This window comes from Nocardioides sp. NBC_00368 (genome assembly GCF_036090055.1).
In the GTDB taxonomy this organism is placed as follows: Bacteria; Actinomycetota; Actinomycetes; order Propionibacteriales; family Nocardioidaceae; genus Nocardioides.
The window spans coordinates 4,446,885-4,463,083 of the sequence record NZ_CP107970.1 but is presented as its reverse complement, the minus strand read 5'-3'; the positions used below and the strand labels follow the sequence as shown (position 1 = coordinate 4,463,083).

At 70.5% G+C, this 16,199-nt stretch carries 20 protein-coding genes and 1 pseudogene; 6 read left to right on the top strand and 15 right to left on the bottom strand.

Annotation, left to right across the window (positions count from 1 at the left end; translation table 11 throughout):
- Positions 1-26 precede the first annotated feature (26 nt).
- The gene (locus OG984_RS21280) at positions 27-1,109 is read right to left on the bottom strand and encodes a TDT family transporter (RefSeq protein WP_328528180.1); all 1,083 of its coding nucleotides are present in this window, start codon (positions 1,107-1,109) and stop codon (positions 27-29) included.
- A gap of 76 nt (positions 1,110-1,185) precedes the next feature.
- Here OG984_RS21280 and OG984_RS21275 point away from each other — a divergent pair, with 76 nt between their 5' ends.
- Both OG984_RS21275 and OG984_RS21270 read left to right on the top strand, forming a co-directional pair.
- The gene (locus tag OG984_RS21275; RefSeq protein ID WP_328528179.1) at positions 1,186-1,449 is read left to right on the top strand and encodes a LysR family transcriptional regulator; all 264 of its coding nucleotides are present in this window, start codon (positions 1,186-1,188) and stop codon (positions 1,447-1,449) included.
- A 15-nt stretch (positions 1,450-1,464) separates the two neighbouring features.
- Positions 1,465-2,073, top strand: a pseudogene (locus tag OG984_RS21270) (LysR substrate-binding domain-containing protein); the annotation flags it as partial.
- 30 nt (positions 2,074-2,103) lie between these two features.
- On the opposite strand, the gene OG984_RS21265 reads toward OG984_RS21270, so the two are convergent.
- The 4 genes from OG984_RS21265 to OG984_RS21250 form a co-directional block, all read right to left on the bottom strand.
- A complete protein-coding gene (locus OG984_RS21265; RefSeq protein ID WP_328528178.1) occupies positions 2,104-2,877 on the bottom strand; it encodes a MerR family transcriptional regulator in 774 nt (257 codons plus the stop codon).
- Positions 2,878-2,917: 40 nt separating this feature from the next.
- The gene (locus tag OG984_RS21260; RefSeq protein ID WP_328528177.1) at positions 2,918-3,682 is read right to left on the bottom strand and encodes an ABC transporter permease; all 765 of its coding nucleotides are present in this window, start codon (positions 3,680-3,682) and stop codon (positions 2,918-2,920) included.
- Positions 3,682-4,470 carry an ABC transporter ATP-binding protein gene (locus OG984_RS21255; protein ID WP_328528176.1) on the bottom strand — a complete coding sequence of 263 codons (789 nt, stop codon included), beginning with the start codon at positions 4,468-4,470 and terminating at the stop codon, positions 3,682-3,684. Before OG984_RS21255 ends, OG984_RS21260 begins: the two co-directional genes overlap by 1 nt.
- A 130-nt stretch (positions 4,471-4,600) precedes the next feature.
- Positions 4,601-5,074: an agglutinin cell wall attachment protein gene (locus OG984_RS21250; protein WP_328528175.1), complete on the bottom strand. Its 474-nt coding sequence runs from the start codon at positions 5,072-5,074 to the stop codon at positions 4,601-4,603.
- Positions 5,075-5,279: 205 nt separating this feature from the next.
- Here OG984_RS21250 and OG984_RS21245 point away from each other — a divergent pair, with 205 nt between their 5' ends.
- Together OG984_RS21245 and OG984_RS21240 are read left to right on the top strand one after the other, a co-directional pair.
- Positions 5,280-5,738 (top strand): MerR family transcriptional regulator, encoded by a 459-nt coding sequence (locus OG984_RS21245; RefSeq protein WP_045549241.1) that lies wholly within the window; start codon positions 5,280-5,282, stop codon positions 5,736-5,738.
- A 32-nt stretch (positions 5,739-5,770) separates the two neighbouring features.
- The gene (locus tag OG984_RS21240) at positions 5,771-6,817 is read left to right on the top strand and encodes an NAD(P)-dependent alcohol dehydrogenase (RefSeq protein ID WP_328528174.1); all 1,047 of its coding nucleotides are present in this window, start codon (positions 5,771-5,773) and stop codon (positions 6,815-6,817) included.
- A 4-nt stretch (positions 6,818-6,821) separates the two neighbouring features.
- Here the strand turns inward: OG984_RS21240 and OG984_RS21235 are convergent, their stop codons facing one another.
- Together OG984_RS21235 and OG984_RS21230 are read right to left on the bottom strand one after the other, a co-directional pair.
- Positions 6,822-7,598 (bottom strand): pentapeptide repeat-containing protein, encoded by a 777-nt coding sequence (locus OG984_RS21235; protein WP_328528173.1) that lies wholly within the window; start codon positions 7,596-7,598, stop codon positions 6,822-6,824.
- 34 nt (positions 7,599-7,632) lie between these two features.
- Positions 7,633-8,553: a patatin-like phospholipase family protein gene (locus OG984_RS21230; protein WP_328528172.1), complete on the bottom strand. Its 921-nt coding sequence runs from the start codon at positions 8,551-8,553 to the stop codon at positions 7,633-7,635.
- A gap of 58 nt (positions 8,554-8,611) precedes the next feature.
- Here OG984_RS21230 and OG984_RS21225 point away from each other — a divergent pair, with 58 nt between their 5' ends.
- Positions 8,612-8,980 (top strand): pyridoxamine 5'-phosphate oxidase, encoded by a 369-nt coding sequence (locus tag OG984_RS21225; protein ID WP_328528171.1) that lies wholly within the window; start codon positions 8,612-8,614, stop codon positions 8,978-8,980.
- A gap of 21 nt (positions 8,981-9,001) precedes the next feature.
- Entirely contained in the window at positions 9,002-9,910 is a 909-nt protein-coding gene (locus tag OG984_RS21220) for an NAD(P)H-binding protein (RefSeq protein WP_328528170.1), read from the top strand.
- Positions 9,911-9,926: 16 nt separating this feature from the next.
- On the opposite strand, the gene OG984_RS21215 is transcribed toward OG984_RS21220, so the two are convergent.
- Genes OG984_RS21215 through OG984_RS21180 form a run of 8 tightly spaced genes read right to left on the bottom strand, consistent with a single transcriptional unit; the run spans position 9,927 to position 16,199 of the window.
- Positions 9,927-10,637, bottom strand: a complete 711-nt coding sequence (locus OG984_RS21215) for a CPBP family intramembrane glutamic endopeptidase (protein WP_328528169.1) — start codon at positions 10,635-10,637, stop codon at positions 9,927-9,929.
- A 57-nt stretch (positions 10,638-10,694) separates the two neighbouring features.
- Positions 10,695-11,672 carry a cyclase family protein gene (locus OG984_RS21210; RefSeq protein WP_328528168.1) on the bottom strand — a complete coding sequence of 326 codons (978 nt, stop codon included), beginning with the start codon at positions 11,670-11,672 and terminating at the stop codon, positions 10,695-10,697.
- Entirely contained in the window at positions 11,669-11,917 is a 249-nt protein-coding gene (locus OG984_RS21205; RefSeq protein WP_328528167.1) for a hypothetical protein, read from the bottom strand. Before OG984_RS21205 ends, OG984_RS21210 begins: the two co-directional genes overlap by 4 nt.
- A gap of 16 nt (positions 11,918-11,933) precedes the next feature.
- Complete coding sequence (locus tag OG984_RS21200; protein WP_328528166.1) at positions 11,934-13,277, bottom strand: TRAP transporter large permease subunit; 1,344 nt, start codon at positions 13,275-13,277, stop codon at positions 11,934-11,936.
- Positions 13,274-14,092, bottom strand: coding sequence for an NAD(P)-dependent oxidoreductase (locus OG984_RS21195; RefSeq protein ID WP_328528165.1), 819 nt, complete (start codon positions 14,090-14,092; stop codon positions 13,274-13,276). The genes OG984_RS21200 and OG984_RS21195 overlap by 4 nt, the downstream gene beginning before the upstream one ends.
- 30 nt (positions 14,093-14,122) lie before the next feature.
- Complete coding sequence (locus OG984_RS21190) at positions 14,123-14,524, bottom strand: universal stress protein (RefSeq protein ID WP_328528164.1); 402 nt, start codon at positions 14,522-14,524, stop codon at positions 14,123-14,125.
- Complete coding sequence (locus tag OG984_RS21185; protein ID WP_328528163.1) at positions 14,521-15,204, bottom strand: methyltransferase; 684 nt, start codon at positions 15,202-15,204, stop codon at positions 14,521-14,523. Before OG984_RS21185 ends, OG984_RS21190 begins: the two co-directional genes overlap by 4 nt.
- Positions 15,204-16,199 carry a Bug family tripartite tricarboxylate transporter substrate binding protein gene (locus tag OG984_RS21180; protein WP_328528162.1) on the bottom strand — a complete coding sequence of 332 codons (996 nt, stop codon included), beginning with the start codon at positions 16,197-16,199 and terminating at the stop codon, positions 15,204-15,206. Before OG984_RS21180 ends, OG984_RS21185 begins: the two co-directional genes overlap by 1 nt.

The following is a 16,199-nucleotide window of genomic DNA, read 5'->3' as shown; positions in this document are numbered from 1 at the left end:
CTCCTCGGATAGGTTGAAGTGCAACCTCAGTGTTGCACTTCAACCAGCATCCTGCAACCTTCTGGTTGCAATACCGGTTGATCTGTGAAGAGCCGCAGGGTCCCGTACGCAGCGGCGAGCCACCCCAGCAACAGTCCGAGGGTCGCGATCCCGGCTCCGATCTCGAAGAGCGCGAGACCGGTCGCGGAGGCGAGGGCACTGCTGCCCGTGGCGACGGTCCGGACCGGGAACGTGAACGACCACCAGGTCGCCGTCACCGGCAGCCCGTCGCGAACCTGGCGCACCGTCAGCGCGAGCGCGAGCGCGCTCCACAGCACGGTGAAACCCCACACCGGCACGCCGTAGCAGACCGCGAGCATGCTGAGGGCGTGCCCGTAGCCGGGCACCACCGAGGGCGCGAGCACGCCGAGGTGATGGACCGCCGTCGTCGACTGACCGAGGAAACCGAGCACGATCCACACGGTCGGCAACGTCGCCGGGGTCAATGCCCCGTGACGGATCAGCCGCTGCCAGAGCTGGTTGAGCACGAGGAAGCCGGCGATCACGGTCAGCCCGACGAAGGCGTAGCAGACGAGGAGAAGGGTCTCGCGGGGCTGCCCGGCCGGGAGGTACGGCACGAGAGCGGCGCCGGTCGTCGCCGAGACCATGGGCGGAACGACCGGCATCAGCCACCCGCCGGTGGCGCTGTCGTCGGCGACCTCGTGGCGAGTGATCGCCCGGTAGGGCACGGCGATCGCGGTCCACAGGCCGAGGAGCGTGCCCGCCGCCCACAGGACCGCGCCCAGCCCGACCGCCGCACGGGCACCGAGTACGTCCTGCCCGACCACGACCGCGCCGGCCCCGACCGTCATCAGCGCCATCGCCGGAGCTCCGTAGAAGTGGGACAACACCGGGTCGTCGTAGTGACGGCGCAGCAGCGAGCCGTCCTGCCGGACGCCGTGCAGCATCACCGCCACCGTGGCAGCCAGGAGAAGGCTCGCCGCCAGCCAGAACGCCAGCGCGACCGGCACCGCCCCCGGCACCGCGAAGGGAAGACCGGGCAGAACGACGGCGACGATGCCGGTGCCCATCGTGGCTGCGTACCAGTTCGGACCGTAGGGGAGCCTCATGTCTCCATGCTCGGCGCGGGCGCCGGCCGCCGGTAGAACCCAGTTGGCTGTGGGCTCACAGGGATACCCTGTGACCATGTTGCCCGATCTCCCGTCCCTCCGGCTGCTCGCCGACGTCGCTCGGCTGGGCAGCATCGGCGCCGCGGGCCGGGCGGCAGGGATATCGCAGCAGTCCGCTTCGGAGCGGCTGCGGGCGATGGAGACCCAGGTCGGGCTGGTGCTGGTGCAGCGGGCGCGGCGCGGATCGGCGTTGACCCAGGCGGGGAAGCTGCTGGTCGAGTGGAGCGTCGACCTGCTCGAGCGCGCCGACGAGATCGAGACCGCGCTGCAGACGCTGTGAAGCGGGCGCTCCGACGAGCTGCACGTGCACGCATCCATGACGACGGCGGAGTATCTGCTCCCCCGCTGGCTCGTACGTCTCCGGCAGCAGCGACGGGTGGCGGTGAGCCTTCGCGCCGCGAACTCCGAGGACGTCGTCACCGCCGTGCGGCAGGGCGAGGCGGACCTTGGCTTCGTCGAAGGCCCGGTCGACACCGCGGGACTCTCCACCACGAAGGTCGGCGTGGACGACCTCGTGCTGGTCGCGGCGCCCGACGACCGCTGGGCCCGACGCCGCGCCGGGATCAGCGCGCGCGAGCTCGCGACCCGCCCGCTGACCTGTCGCGAGCACGGCTCCGGCACACGGGCGGTCGTGGAGTCCGCGCTCGCAGCCGCCGGCGAGCGGCTGGCGGATCCCGAGGTGGAGTTCGCGACGAACGCCGCGATCCTCGCCGCCGTCCGCGCGGGCGGGTCGCCGGCATTCGTGTCGAGCCGGGCGACCCAGGCCGACGTCGACCAGGGCACCCTGGTCCGGGTGCCGGTGGCAGAGCTGGACCTGTCCCGGGAGTTCCGAGCCGTATGGGTCGGTGGCGGTCGCCCTCCCGCGGGACCGGTCCGCGACCTCCTCGCGATCGCCGGCGCCTGAGCCGCCGGAGCACCCCGGGGCGTACGTCTTCTAGTCCCGGATCCGCTCGAGCTTGGTCCAGCCGGAGTAGCCGCGCTTCTCGACCAGCCGCATGAGGTCGCGGGCGACGGGGACCTGCTCGACGAACATCGAGTCGAGCAGGGAGGCGAGCTCGTCGGGCATGGCCTGGTCGCCGTCGACGTAGGCGGCCCAGTCCTCGTCGGAGACCGCGTTCATCTGGGCGACGATCTGGTCGGCGATGGTCTCGAGACGGGGGTCGCCGGGCTCCCAGTCGAGCATGGCCTCCAGCTCGCGGTAGGTCTCCACGACCGAGGGGTCGTCGAGCTGGCCGACCTTGTTGCGGATGAAGGCCTCCATGCTCTGCGGCTGCTGGGCGGCGACGAGGATCCAGGCGTCGCGCTCGCCCTGGATCATCCGCTCCGGGATGCCGAGCTCCCGCATCCGCTCCAGATAGGCGACCGCCTCGGGCGGGAGGGCGAGGCCGTCACCGTGAACGAGGCGGGCGATCCGCTCGCGGTGGCCCTGGCGCTCGCGGATCTCCTGCCGGAGGCGCTTGTCGATCTCGGCGACGGCCTTCTTGAAATCGTCGTCGCCGGCGTCCAGCAGCTCCTTGACACGGGAGAGCGGGACGCCGGCGTCGGCGAGGATGCGGATCTTGATCAGGTCGACCACAGCAGCGGCGTCGTAGCGTCGGTATCCCGAGTGGTCGCGCTCTGGCTCCACCAGCAGCCCTTTGGCGTGGTAGTGGCGCACGGCCCTGACGGTGACACCGGCGTACGACGCCAGCTGGCTGATCGTGAGCATTCCCGAATAGTGACGGGAACACCGTCCTTTGTCTCGCGGTTTAGGCGAACTTGCGGCGGTAGGCCGCGGTGGCCAGGACGTACGCGACGGCCAGGAGGCCGACGCACCAGGCCAGTGCGATCCACAGCTCGTTGCCGAGCTTCTGACCGGCGAAGATCGCCCGGATGGAGTCGACGATCGAGGTGACCGGCTGGTGCTCGGCGAAGGCTCGCACCGGCCCGGGCATCGTGTCGGTCGGCACGAACGCCGAGCTGAGGAAGGGCAGGAAGATCAGCGGGTAGGAGAACGCGCTGGCTCCCTCGACCGTGCCGGCCGTCAGTCCCGGGACCACCGCGAGCCAGGTCAGCGCGAGGGTGAACAGGGCCAGGATGCCGACCACGGCGAGCCAGTCGAGCACGCTCGCACTGGTGCGGAAGCCCATCAGCAGGGCGACGAGTACCACCACGACCAGCGAGATCATGTTTGCGACCACCGAGGTCAGCACGTGACCCCACAGCACCGCCGACCGAGCGATCGGCATCGACTGGAACCGGTCGAACATGCCGCCGTTCTTGTCCTGGAAGAGACGGTAGGCGGTGTAGGCGATGCCGGAGGCGATCGTGATCAACAGGATGCCCGGTAGCTGATAGCTGACGTAGCTCTCGTGGGAGCCGGTGTCGATCGCGCCGCCGAAGACGTACACGAACATGAGCATCATGGCGATCGGCGTGATCGCGGTGGTGACGATGGTGTCGGGGCTGCGGCCGATGTGTCGCAGGGAACGGCCGAGCAGGACGGCGGTGTCGCCGAAGAATCGCGTGGTCATCATGACTCCTTCACGGGGGTGGCGGTCTTGCCGTTGGACTTGGCGGTGATGGCGAGGAAGATCTCCTCGAGCGACGGCTGCTTCTCGACGTACTCCTGCTTGGCTGGCGGGAACATCGCCTTGAGCTCGGCGAGGGTGCCGTTGGCGATGATGCGGCCCTCGTGGAGGATCGCGATCCGGTCGGCGAGCTGCTCGGCCTCCTCGAGGTACTGCGTGGTGAGCAGCACCGTCGTGCCGTTGTCGGCGAGCTCCTTGACGGTCTGCCACACCTCGATCCGGGCCTCCGGGTCGAGGCCGGTGGTCGGCTCGTCGAGGAAGATCACCGGCGGGTTGCCGATGAGGCTCATCGCGATGTCGATCCGGCGGCGCATACCACCGGAGTACGTCGCGACCTTGCGGTTGCCGGCCTCGGTGAGCGAGAACCGGGCGAGGAGCTCGTCGGCGACCGCCCCCGGGTTCTTCTGGCGGAGCAGCTTGGCGATCAGGATGAGGTTCTCGCGGCCGGTCAGGATCTCGTCGACGGCGGCGAACTGGCCGGTGAGGCTGATGGACGTGCGTACGTCCTGGGCCTGGGTCGCGACGTCGAAGCCGTTGACCGTCGCCTGGCCGCCGTCCGCCTTGAGGAGCGTCGTCAGGATCTTCACGGTCGTGGTCTTGCCGGCGCCGTTGGAGCCGAGGAGGGCGAAGATGCTGCCCTTCTCGACGCTCAGGTCGACGCCCTGGAGGACATGTACGTCGCCGTAGGACTTGGTCAGTCCGGCGATCTCGATTGCTGGTGTCGGGTTCATGTCGAATAGCGTCGAGGGTTGACGCTGGGTCAAGGTCAAGCGGAAGTTCTGACCTTTTTTCGACGGCTCCGAGCGAGCTCTTCAGAAGTGCAAGATCGCTGGTCCTGAGGAAGGACCGCCCACCGTGTTTCTAGGACACACTTCGTGCCTCGGCGACCTTCTGACGGAGCCAGTCAGGGATGCTCTCCTCGTCGCGCGGAAAGGCTTCGAGGTCGAGGGCGTACAGCTCGGAGTGCACGACGCGGCGCCACACGGGCTCGTCGTCGCGATTGAACGAGGCGTTGGCCGAGATCTTCTCGCCGTTGCCGCCGATGTTGGTGATGGTCCATTGCCCCGAGAACCAGGTGCCCCTTCCGGGCCGGTACATGACCCGCCTGAGCTCGTCGATCGACGGGACGACCACGTCCGGAGGCAAGGAGTAGTCGATGTAGCCACCTGGTCGATGGATGTCGATACGACCGTCGAAGAGGCGCGAGAGGTTGCGGTGGTTGAAGACGAGCATCGTCCAATCGCCGTCGACCTCGTCAGGGAGACGGATGGCGATCTGCTCGAAGAGCTGTTCTTGCCGAACCACCGAAGGAGCGGTCACATCGACCACTGACATTGCCGAGCCTTTCGTCGTCGAGGCGTGCGTCCACAGTCACCCGATCCGGCTCCGGGACGCCCGGGTGCAGCAGTGTCTCGCACGACACCGGCACGGCGCTTCATCTCGCGGTCGAAGTCACACATCGGGGCGCCGGGCGGGCGAGAGACAAATCGACAAATCTGCCCTTTGACTTCAAGTACTTGAAGTTCTTAGCGTCCTTGACGTGACTGCATCGACGACTCGGACCTACACGATCCGGGAGGTGGCGACGCTGACCGGACTGCCGGCCAGCACGCTGCGCTACTACGAGACGATCGGGCTGATCGAGCCGGTGAGCCGCGGCGCGAGCAGCGGCCACCGGGTCTACGACGAGTCCGACCTGGACCGCCTGACCGGCGTCGCCTGCCTCGCTGCGATCGGCCTCTCGATCGACGACATGAGGACGTACGTCGGCAACAGCCGTCTCGGCCGCGACGGCGCGCGCGAGCAGATCGACATGCTCACCGAGCACGCCGCGCACCTCGCCCGGGAGGCCGAGTTTCTCGAGCTGCGGCGGGCGTACGTCGGCCTCAAGACCGACTACTGGCGAGCCGTCGCGGCCGGCGACGAGGCGCGCGCCGATGAGATCGGCGAGCAGGCACACGCGCTGGCCGGCCAGATCCGCAGCCGCGAGAACCACTGATCCACCCCCATCTCAGACTCAGGAGAACATCCATGCGCGTCAACGCGTACGCAGCCCCCTCCGCCGGCGAGCCGCTGGCCCCGACCACCATCGAGCGCCGCCCGGTCGGCGCGAACGACGTCCTCATCGCGATCGAGTACGCCGGCATCTGCCACTCCGACATCCACACCGTCAACGGCGACTGGGGCCCGCAGCCGTTCCCGGTCGTCCCGGGCCACGAGATCGTCGGCCGCGTCACCGAGGTCGGCTCCGCGGTCACCGAGCACAAGGTCGGCGACCGCGTCGGCGTCGGCTGCTTCGTCAACTCGTGTCGCGATTGCGACAACTGCCGCAACGGCGATGAGCAGCACTGCTCGACCCCCGGCGGCGCTGTCGGGACGTACGCCGCGAAGGACCGTGACGGCTCCTTCACCCAGGGTGGCTACTCCACCCACGTCGTCGTCGACGCCCACTTCGCGCTCAAGGTGCCGGAGGGCCTCGACCCCGCGGCTGCCACGCCGCTGCTGTGCGCGGGCATCACGACGTACGCCCCGCTGAAGCGGTGGGGCGCCGGCCCCGGCAAGAAGGTGGCCGTCGTCGGGCTCGGCGGTCTCGGCCACATGGGCGTCAAGATCGCCCACGCGATGGGCGCCGAGGTCACGGTGCTGTCGCAGTCGCTGAAGAAGCAGGAGGACGGTCTCCGGCTCGGCGCCGACCACTACTACGCCACCTCGGACCCGGCGACGTTCGAGACGCTGAAGAACAGCTTCGACCTGATCGTGAACACGGTCAGCGCCCCGATCCCGGTCGACGACTACCTGGGGCTGCTCGCCGTGGACGGCACCATGGTCAACGTCGGCGCCCCGGCCGAGCCGCTGAGCGTCAACGTGTTCTCGCTGCTCACCAACCGCCGCAACTTCGCAGGCTCGATGATCGGCGGCATCCCGCTGACCCAGGAGATGCTCGACTTCTGCGCCGAGCACGGCCTCGGCGCCGACGTCGAGGTCATCTCGGCGGACCAGATCAACGAGGCGTACGCCCGGGTCCTGGCCTCCGACGTGCGCTACCGCTTCGTGATCGACACGGCCACGCTGGGCTGATCCCCTAGCCCCAGTGGGCGGGCCGGTCGTGCCCTGCGGGCAGGCGGGTGCTCCCGTCTCCTCGCAGGGCATTGACCTGCGCCTGGCTGAGGAAGAGTGCCCGAGAGAGGTCCGCGCCCGCGACGGCCGCGTCCCGGAGGTCCGCGCCGAGCAGGTCGGCGTCGGTGAGATCGACGCCGCGCAGGTCGGCGGCCACCAGGAGAGCGCCCCTGAGGTCGGCACGACGCAGGTCTCTCCGGCGCAGATCACGACCGAGCAGGTCGGCACCCGCCAGCGCCTGGCCTGCGGGGCGGCGTACCTCTGCGCTCACCCGGCGGAGCACGCCCCCGACCGCCGAACGAAGTGCGCCGACGTCGGTGGCGAGCACTTGGCCGGCGGAGCCGCCGGCCGCGGTGGAGACCTGCTCGGCCAGCTCGACGAGGTCGGATGATGAGCTTCGTCCGCCGGCCTCCTCGAGCAGCGCCAGCATCTCGTGCAGCTGCCGCATCACGGCGAAGACGTCGAACATCTCCTGCCGCGACGCCGGCTCGGTGCGCCAGTCCGCGCCGCGGAAGGTCACCTGGGTGACCTGCTGACCTGCGCCGAAGCACTCGAACACGGTGCACCCGGCATACCCGCGCTCGCGCAGCTGGTCGTGGATCCCGCACCCGAAGTCGGGCCCGAGGTGGCGGCACGGGTCACCGCCGGCCTTGTCCTCCGGAAAGTCCGCCGAGCGGGCGAAGGGAAGCGCCACGCAGCACAGGCCCGCACAGCGGGAGCAGTCGGACCGATAGGTGCTCATCGGAGGCAGGGTACGCCGCCGGGTCTCGACAGCCTCAGCAGCCGGCGTCGTCGAGCGCTTTGGCCGTCAACTGCCGGCCGAGCTCGATCATCTCGGCGGCGCGATGGAAGTCGAGCGTGCGGGCGGCGTCGGCCGGGACGGTGATCAGGACGTCGGGCGGCAGCCCTGCCAGCCGGTAGCGCGCGACCATCTCCTGCATCACCTCCCAGGACAGCGTCATCACATCGGCGATGCGCAGATCAGGCTGAGCGCGGCTCGGCTCCGCCTTCGGGGCCCTGGTCGTCTCGCCGCCGACGCCCAGCTTGTCGCGGAGCCGCCGGAGGACCGTCGTACCCTCCTCATCGGCAGTGACCGCGGCAGAATTCTCGACCGCCGGTGCTTGCGTCCCGCGCTGGGTGCGCCGACCCTGCAACGAGACCGCGATGGTCAGGTCGGCCGGGGTGGCGGCGGTCGGGTCCATCGGCAGCGGGTTGAGCAGGCCGCCGTCGACGAGCACCCGGCCGTTCCACATCACCGGCATGAAGACGCCGGGGATGCCGATCGAGGCCCGGATCGCCTTGACCAGCGGGCCGCGCTGGAACCACACCTCGCGGTGCGACTCGAGGTCGGTCGCGATCGCAGTGAACGGGACGGGCAGATCCTCGATGAGCTGCTCGCCCAGCAGGTTCTCCAGCTCCGCGACGACGCCCTCGGCGTTGAACGCACCGCCTGCTCGCCACTTCGGGTCGAGCAGTCGCAGCACGTCGATCTGCCGCAACGCCGTCGCCCAACCGGCGAACTCCTCGTCCTTGCCGGCTGCGACCAGGCCGCCGACCAGCGCCCCCATCGAGGTGCCCGCGACCGCCACGATCTCGTGTCCCCGCGCCCGCAGCTCCTGTACGACGCCCAGGTGGGCGTAGCCCCGTGCGCCGCCTGCCCCCAGGGCGAGCGCCACCTGCTTGCCAACCATCGCCATGCCCCCATGATCCCCGATGCCCCGCGGGCGCTCCGGACGTCGGACTAAGGTGCCGGATATGAGCATCCCGGTCGCACTGTCCGATCTCGCCGCCACGCTCGAGCGCTTCGGCAGCGGGTTCCTGCTGACCACGGCGGGTGAGCGGATCAAGGTCGTGGTCGTGGACCCGGTCGTCGAGGGCTCGTCCCTCCGGATCTCCGATCCCGGCGGCGGCACGCGCACGAACCTCGCCACCAACCCGGTGCTCACCCTGACGTACGCCCCGCTCACGCCGCGCGACCACGCGCTGATCGTCGACGGAACCGGTCGCGTCGAGGGATCCGACGTCCTGGTGACGCCGACCGGCGCCGTGCTGCATCGGCCGGCGTCGCACGCATCCGGACCGATCCCCGAGGAGGGCTGCGGCCAGGACTGCCGTCCGGTCTGACGACGTCCGTAGGCTCGACCCATGGAGACCTCGACCACCGTGCTCGTCACCGGCGCGACCGGGTTCATCGGCCGACGACTGGTCGCGGAGCTGACCGAACGCGGCACCAAGGTACGGGCGATGACCCGGCGGCCGGACGACTACGACGGCCCCGGTGAACCGGTGGGCGCCGACGTGAACGACCCCGCCTCGCTGCCGGCCGCGCTCGAGGGCGCCGACGTCGCCGTCTATCTGGTGCACTCGCTCGACCACGACGACTTCGAGGAGCGCGACGCCCGGGCCGCCCGCTCCTTCGGTGCCGCCGCGGCCCGGGCCGGGGTGCGCCAGATCATCTATCTCGGCGGGCTCGGTGACGACGGCGATCTGTCACCCCACCTGCGCTCGCGACGTGAGGTCGAGTCCCTGCTCGGTGAGTCCGGCGTGCCCGTCACGACGCTGCGGGCCGCGATCGTCGTCGGCCACGGTGGCGTCTCCTGGGAGCTGACCCGGCAGCTGGTCAAGAACCTCCCTGCCATGGTGGTGCCGAGGTGGACGGCCACCCGCACCCAGCCGATCGCCGTCGACGACGTGATCCGCTATCTCGCCGGTGTCATCGACAACCAGGACGCGATCGGCGAGGTCTTCGAGATCGGCGGCCCCGAGGCGATGACGTACCTCGACATGCTGACCGTCGCCTCCGAGGTCGCCAACGGCCGATCGATCCCCGTCGTCCCCGTGCCGGTGCTGACGCCCCGGCTGTCGTCGTACTGGCTGGCGCTGGTGACCGACATCGACGTGACCACCGGGCGCAACCTGATCGACTCCATGACCACCGAGGTCGTCGTGCACGACCGGCGCATCCTCGACGTGGTGCCCGGCGATCCGCTGCCCTATCGGGAGGCCGTACGTCGCGCACTGGCCGAACGGCTGGCCGACCAGAACACGCTCTGAGGCGCCGCCGGTCTCCTCAGCCGAAGAGCAGTGGCAGCGCGAGCAGCATCGACAGCGACCACGCGCAGTGGGTGAGGATCGGCGCGAGCACGCCGCCGGAGGCGCGCCGCTCGAGCCCGACCACGACCCCGAGCAGGATCGCCGCGAAGGCCAGCATCACGTTGCCGGTCGCCAGCGTCGCGATCACGTAGGCCACCGACGTCCAGGCGACGGCGTGGCGGGGCAGGGCGGCGTAGACGGCGCCCCGGAAGAACAGCTCCTCCGCCACTCCGTTGACGGCCGTCACCACGACGAGGACCGGCAGCGAGCCCTGGTCGGCGAAGTCGAGCACCGAGCGCACCTGCCGGTCCAGCCAGTCGATCTCGCGCACGACGAGACCGCCGATCACGAAGATGCCCGCCAGACCCAGACCGAGCAGGATCGGCGACAGCACCGGACGTACGAACCGATGCTCGCCCGTCGGCCGACCCCGGGCCCAGGCGCCGATCCGTCCGAGGTGCAGCGGTCCGGACGCGAAGGCACCGACGGCCCACACCCCGGCGAGAGCGAGGGCGGCCGGGTAGAACCAGACGCTGCCCGGCTCGATGCGCAGCGAGACACCGAGCACGATCGCCCCGAGCACCCCGAAGCCGGCCGTGACCACCTGGCGGCGGCGCAGACCGGCGTCGCTCTGACGGTGATCGCGCGGGACCACGTCCCACAAGGACCGGCGCACCCAGCGGCGCACGAGATCCCTCCCCTCGCTCAGGTGACGGCTGCGTACGCCTCCAACCTACGGGGGCGGTCAGATGATGGCGACGGCGTTGGCCGGCGAGCCGGTGGCCCCGGTGACGTTGAGCGGCTTGACGCTGAGGAAGGCCTCCCACCGCTGCAGCTGGTCCATGCGGCGTGCCAGCGGCCCGAGCCGCCACAGCTCACCGAGCGGCATGCCGAGCTTGGCGAGGAACTCCTGGTGCATCATCCCGCGGTCGTTGGGCGCCGACCGGAGGAACGGTGAGTCGGGGACGGGCGGCAGGCACTCGACGGCGAAGGTGTCCGCGGCGAGCAGCGCCAGGCCGGTGTCCCAGGCCCAGTCGAGCACCTCCTCGCTCTGCGCGATGCCGGTGGCGCGGCGGAGGGCCTGCTGGGCCAGCTTCTGCTCGGCGGTGAGCTCGAGGAACCACTCGCACCACCCGGTGTGGAGCATGACGACGTCACCGGCACGCAGCTCGATCGCCTGCGCGGTGAGGGCCTGGTCGATGTAGTCGTACGGGATCGGCTGGCCGCCCTCGTGGTCGAGCGTCTCCTCGCGCCGGGCGAGGAGACCGGCGATGTCCACGAGGACGCCGCGACTGACGATGGGGCGGTCGGCCCAGACCTGGATGCCGATCTCCTCGGTGCCCGGGACGATCAGCTCGTCGGGGGTTCCGGCGTAGAACCCGGCGTCGTCGGCCCGCCGGTGGCGCAACCCGTCGATCTGGGTCGAGGACTGGAGGTAGTAGCCGTCGAGATGGTCGTCGCGGTGAGCCGGGTGGTTGGCGTAGATGACGTGCTCGGCCGGCTTCCTGGCCTGGGACATCCCGGGCATGAACGCGTTGACCGGGTAGTCCAGCCCGAAGGCCTCCCCCAGCTGGACGAGGCCCGCGGCCGCGACCACGGCCTGCTCGTCCGCGAACGACGGGGTGCCGCGCCAGGGGTCCTCGAAGAGCTCCCAGGAGGTGCCCCTCAGCTGGCCGGGCCGGTCGTGCAGCTCGGCTCGGCTCGGGCGGTCGTGGGTGGTCATCTGTTCGCTCCTGCGTCGTCGCGCGCCTTCACCTCGGAGCCGACGTGGATGAGGAGGTAGGCGGCGACGGCCGCGATCGAGGCGGCGACGCACAGGACCGTCTTGAACAGGCCGTTCGGGCCGACGACGAGCGCCTGGCTGCCGACGACCAGGCCGACGGCCTGCAGGCCGATGAGCGCGAGACCGCCGAGCAGCGCGACGACCAGCGACGAGACGAAGAGGGTGTGGAGGATCGATCGGGTCATGGGTGTCCGTCCTTTCTCAGACCGGCAGGATTCCGGAGGCCACGAGCACGCCGATACCGAGCAGCGGCAGCGCGTAGTAGGCCAGCATCCTGCGGAACGTGTGTAGCGGATCGACGCCGGCGATGCCACAGGCGACGTACAGCGGCGCTCCGCCAGGCGGCACGGCAGCCTCGCAGGAGGAGAAGATGAGGACCGCGACCGCTGCGGTGGTGGCGGGTACGCCCGCGGCGGCGAGCGCGGCGACGCCGACGACACCGACGGCTGCCATCGTCGCCGTGCTGGAGAGCGGTGCCGCGACGGCGACGACGATGATCCCGATGACCAGGGCCAGCAGCCACACCGGGAGATCGAGGTCACCGAGCAGCCCGGCCAACTGCTCGGGCAGGCCGGTCGTCGCCAGCGCGTTCGCGCCGGCAAAGGCGAACAGCACGGTCAGGCCGACGACCCCGAACCGGGGCGCCGAGCTGCCGATCAGCTCGGCCCATCCCCGGCCGTCGCGCGGCAGCCGGCCACGGCCGAGGAGCAGGCCGATCAGGATCAGGATCACCGGCATCCAGAAGATCGGGCTCAGCGCCTCGGTCACGTCGGTGCCGATCCGCTCGGTGAGCGCCTCGGCGACGGCGCCGGTGGTGAGCACGATCGGGACGGCGATCCCGGCGAACAGCAGCAGCGTCGGCCAGCCGTGGGAGAACGCGGCCCGTACGTCCCGGCCGCTGCGCGACACGGCCGGACCGCTCCCGCGGGTGGAGCGGCGTACGAGCAGGTAGGTGACGATCAGGCGGTGGAGCACGCACCACAGGCCGCCGATCAGCAGCGGCACGATCAGCGAGTCGACGTCGACGAGGGCGCCGCCGACCGAGGAGCCGACCAGGACGAACATCGAGGCGCTGAACGGGAAGGTGATGCCCATGCCCGCGTTGCCGGCCACGATCGTGGCGGCGGTGGTGCGGTCGACGCGGGTGCGCTCCATCCACGGGATCGTCACCGACCCGACGGTGGCGGCGATCGCCGCTTGGTTGTGGACGATGCTGCCGAGGCCCGCGGAGGCGACCGTCGAGACGTACGCCGGGCCGCCACGGCGGTGTCCGATGAGGGCGTCGAGCAGGTCGATCATCCGGTGGGTGACGCCCGCCTTCTCCAGGAGGTAGCCCATGAAGACGAAGATGACGGTGGCGTAGACGATCTCGTCGACGAGCGCTGCGTAGAGGGCGTCCCAGCCCGCGCTGAGGAACTGCGCTCCGTTGAACGCCGCGGCGACGACGAACCCGACGACCATGGCTTCGCCGACGTTGCGGCGCAGCAGCGTCGTCCAGGCCAGGATCACCACCAGGTAGACGCCGAGCGCCCAGACGCCGATCACGACGGCTTCCCGTCGCCGGCCATCCGCTCCAACGCTGTCATCGAGGCCTCCGTCATCTCACCATGGACCCCCAGATCGGCGAGGTAGGCACTGGTCGAGCGCATCTCCGCCGCCCGGCGAGCGGCGTGCTTCGCCGTGCCGGTGAGGAAGCGGTCGATGACCGCCTGTCCGTCCCCGGCGAGAACACCCGCGATCTGGCCACGGATCCACTCTTCCATCCCGGCGCCGCGTCCGGCACCGACCGCCTCGACGACGACCGACGCGAGCCCCTTCATGAAGACGCTGCGCAGCAGCTTGTGCGCCATCGCGTCACCGAGGTCGCCGCCGACCACCTCGACCGGCGTGCCCAGCGGCCGCATCAGCGCAGCCACCGTCTCCCCCGCCGGTCCGGCTGCCATCAGCGGAGTCGAGGTGCCGAGCTGGATGACCGGTCCCAGGATGGCGACATCGACCAGACGTACGTCCTCCCGCCCCTCGAAGACGCTGGTCAGCTGCCGCTTCTCCGTCGGCCCGGACGAGGTGAAGTCGGCGTAGACGGCTCCGGGCGCGAGCACCGGCGCGGCGGCCTCGGCGACCGAGCGGCTCGCCGAAGCGGCGGTCAGGATGACCACGATCTGCGCGTCCTCGACCGCCTTCTCCAGCGTGTCCGCGACCTCGACACCTGCCGGAGACTCCTGGAGGTAGGGGTCGAAGCCGGTGACCCTGTGGCCCGCCTCGGCGAGGGCGGTGCCGTAGATGCGGCCCACCTCGCCGAGACCGAGGATCGCCACGTGGGCGGGCTGGAACGGACTGTCGGAGATTGTGCTGTGTGACATCGTCGAACTTTCGTGCTGGAAGGGTCGGGATCAGGCGTCTGCGGGGATACGGATGGCCAGGACGTCGCAGGGAGCGCGCAGCAGCACGGTCTGGGCCGTGCTGCCGAGGAGGAACTTCCCGGTGCGCGAGCGGCGGCGGAGACCGACGACGACCAGCTCGGCGTCCGCCCGCTCGGCCTCGTCGATGAGCGTCTCGGCGACGGAGACGGCCTCGGCATGCTGGCGTACCTCGACATCGAGGCCCTGGTCGGCCAGCCGCTGCCGCACCACCTCGAGCTCGGCGCCCGGGAGGAGGCCGCGGTCGGCGTAGGCGCCCCCGGTCGAGGAGTTCACGACCAGGAGGGAGCTGCCCCGGGTCCGGGCCTCCCGGACGGCGCCGGCGAGGACACGCTCGCCGGCGTCGCCGGGCATGTAGCCCACGATGATCGTCATCGCTGATCCCCTGATGCGGTGGCGACGCCGAGCGTGGCGTCGATGTCGCGGCGGGTGGCCTCCTCGGCGGCGTGCTTCGCCTCGGCCCGGTCCGCGATCACGGCCGCGGACTCGAGCGGGACCACCACGACGCCGTCCGCGTCACCGACGATGATGTCGCCGGGACGTACGACCACGCCGGCGACGGCGACGTCGACGGAGAGCGCGTAGGGACCGTCCTTGTAGGGACCGGCCGGCGTCCGGGACCGGGCGAAGGCGGGCATCTCGTACTCGGCCAAGCCGTCGGCGTCGCGGACGGCGCCGTCGAGGAGGAACCCGGCGACGCCACGGGCCTTGGCCTTGCCACCGACGAGCTCGCCGATGAGTGCGCGCGACTCGTCGGCGCCGCCGCTCACCACGATCACCTCACCCGGCTCGACCTGGGTGAGCGCCTGGTGGATGCCGAGGTTGTCGCCGGGACGGGTCCAGACCGTGAACGCGGTGCCGACCATGCTGGCGCCGGGCCAGGCAGGCGCGATGACGGAGTCGAGCGATCCCAACCGGTCCATGGCGTCGCCGATGTTGGCGGTGGGGAGGCGGCGGAACCGGTCGAGGAGGGCCTCGTCGGGACGCTCGGGCCGGGCCCTGGCGACGCGACCGCCGGGGTTGAACTGCTGGTCGGCGAGGATGCTGTCGGTCATCAGCTGTCCGCCTTCACCAGCGGGAAGAGGTCGCCGAAGGTCTTCTCGGTCTCGTCCCAGTAGGCGGAGTACTCCTCGGCGTCCAGGTAGGACGGGGCGAGGCCGGCGTCGGTCATCTTCTTCTGGAACGCCGGGTCCTCCATGATCTCGCCGATGGCGGTGGACATCTCGTCGACGACCTCGTCCGGCGTGCCCGCCGGGAAGGCGTAGCCGCGCGAGGAGGAGATCTCCACGTCGTAGCCGGACTCCTTGAACGTCGGCACGTCGGGCAGCGACTCGGCACGCTCGGCGTCCATCACGCCGACGATGCGGACCTTGCCCGAGTCGGCCAGCGGCTGCAGGTCGCTCACGTTGGTGAGGAGGACCTCGGTGTTGCCGCCCAGGAATGCGGTGGTGGCGGCGGTGCTGCCGTCGGCGAAGTGCACCGGGGCGAGGTCGGCGCCGGCGACCTCCTTCAGGCTGGCGAGGGCGAAGTGCTCGTTGCTTGCGACACCGGTCGTGGTCGCGCGCAGCTTCCCGGGCTCCGCCTTGGCGGCCTCGACCAGGTCCTTCGGGGTCTTGATGTCGCTGTCGGGGGCGACCGCCACCGCGGTCGGGTCGACGACCTGGAGGGCCACCGGCGCGAAGCTGTCGCGCTCGTAGGAGGCGCCCCGGCTCTCGTCGAGCACGGTCATGATCGCCGACGGGAACGTGGTGGCGGCGATCGTGTGGCCGTCGGGCTTCGCCTGGGTCAGCGCCGTGTAGGCGACCTGGGAGTTGGCGGCGGGCTTGTTGACGACCGTGATCGTGGCGTCGAGCTTGTCCTCGAGCTCCTTGGCGAGCATGCGAGCACCGATGTCGGTCGGGCCGCCCGCTTCGTACCCGACGACGAGCTCGATGGGCTTGGTCGGGTAGTCGCCGGCCGCGGCGGTGGTGCCGGACTGGGAGCAGGCGGCGAGCGAGAGACACGCCAGCCCGACACCGGCGAGGGTGAGTACGCGAGGTGCGCGGTTCAT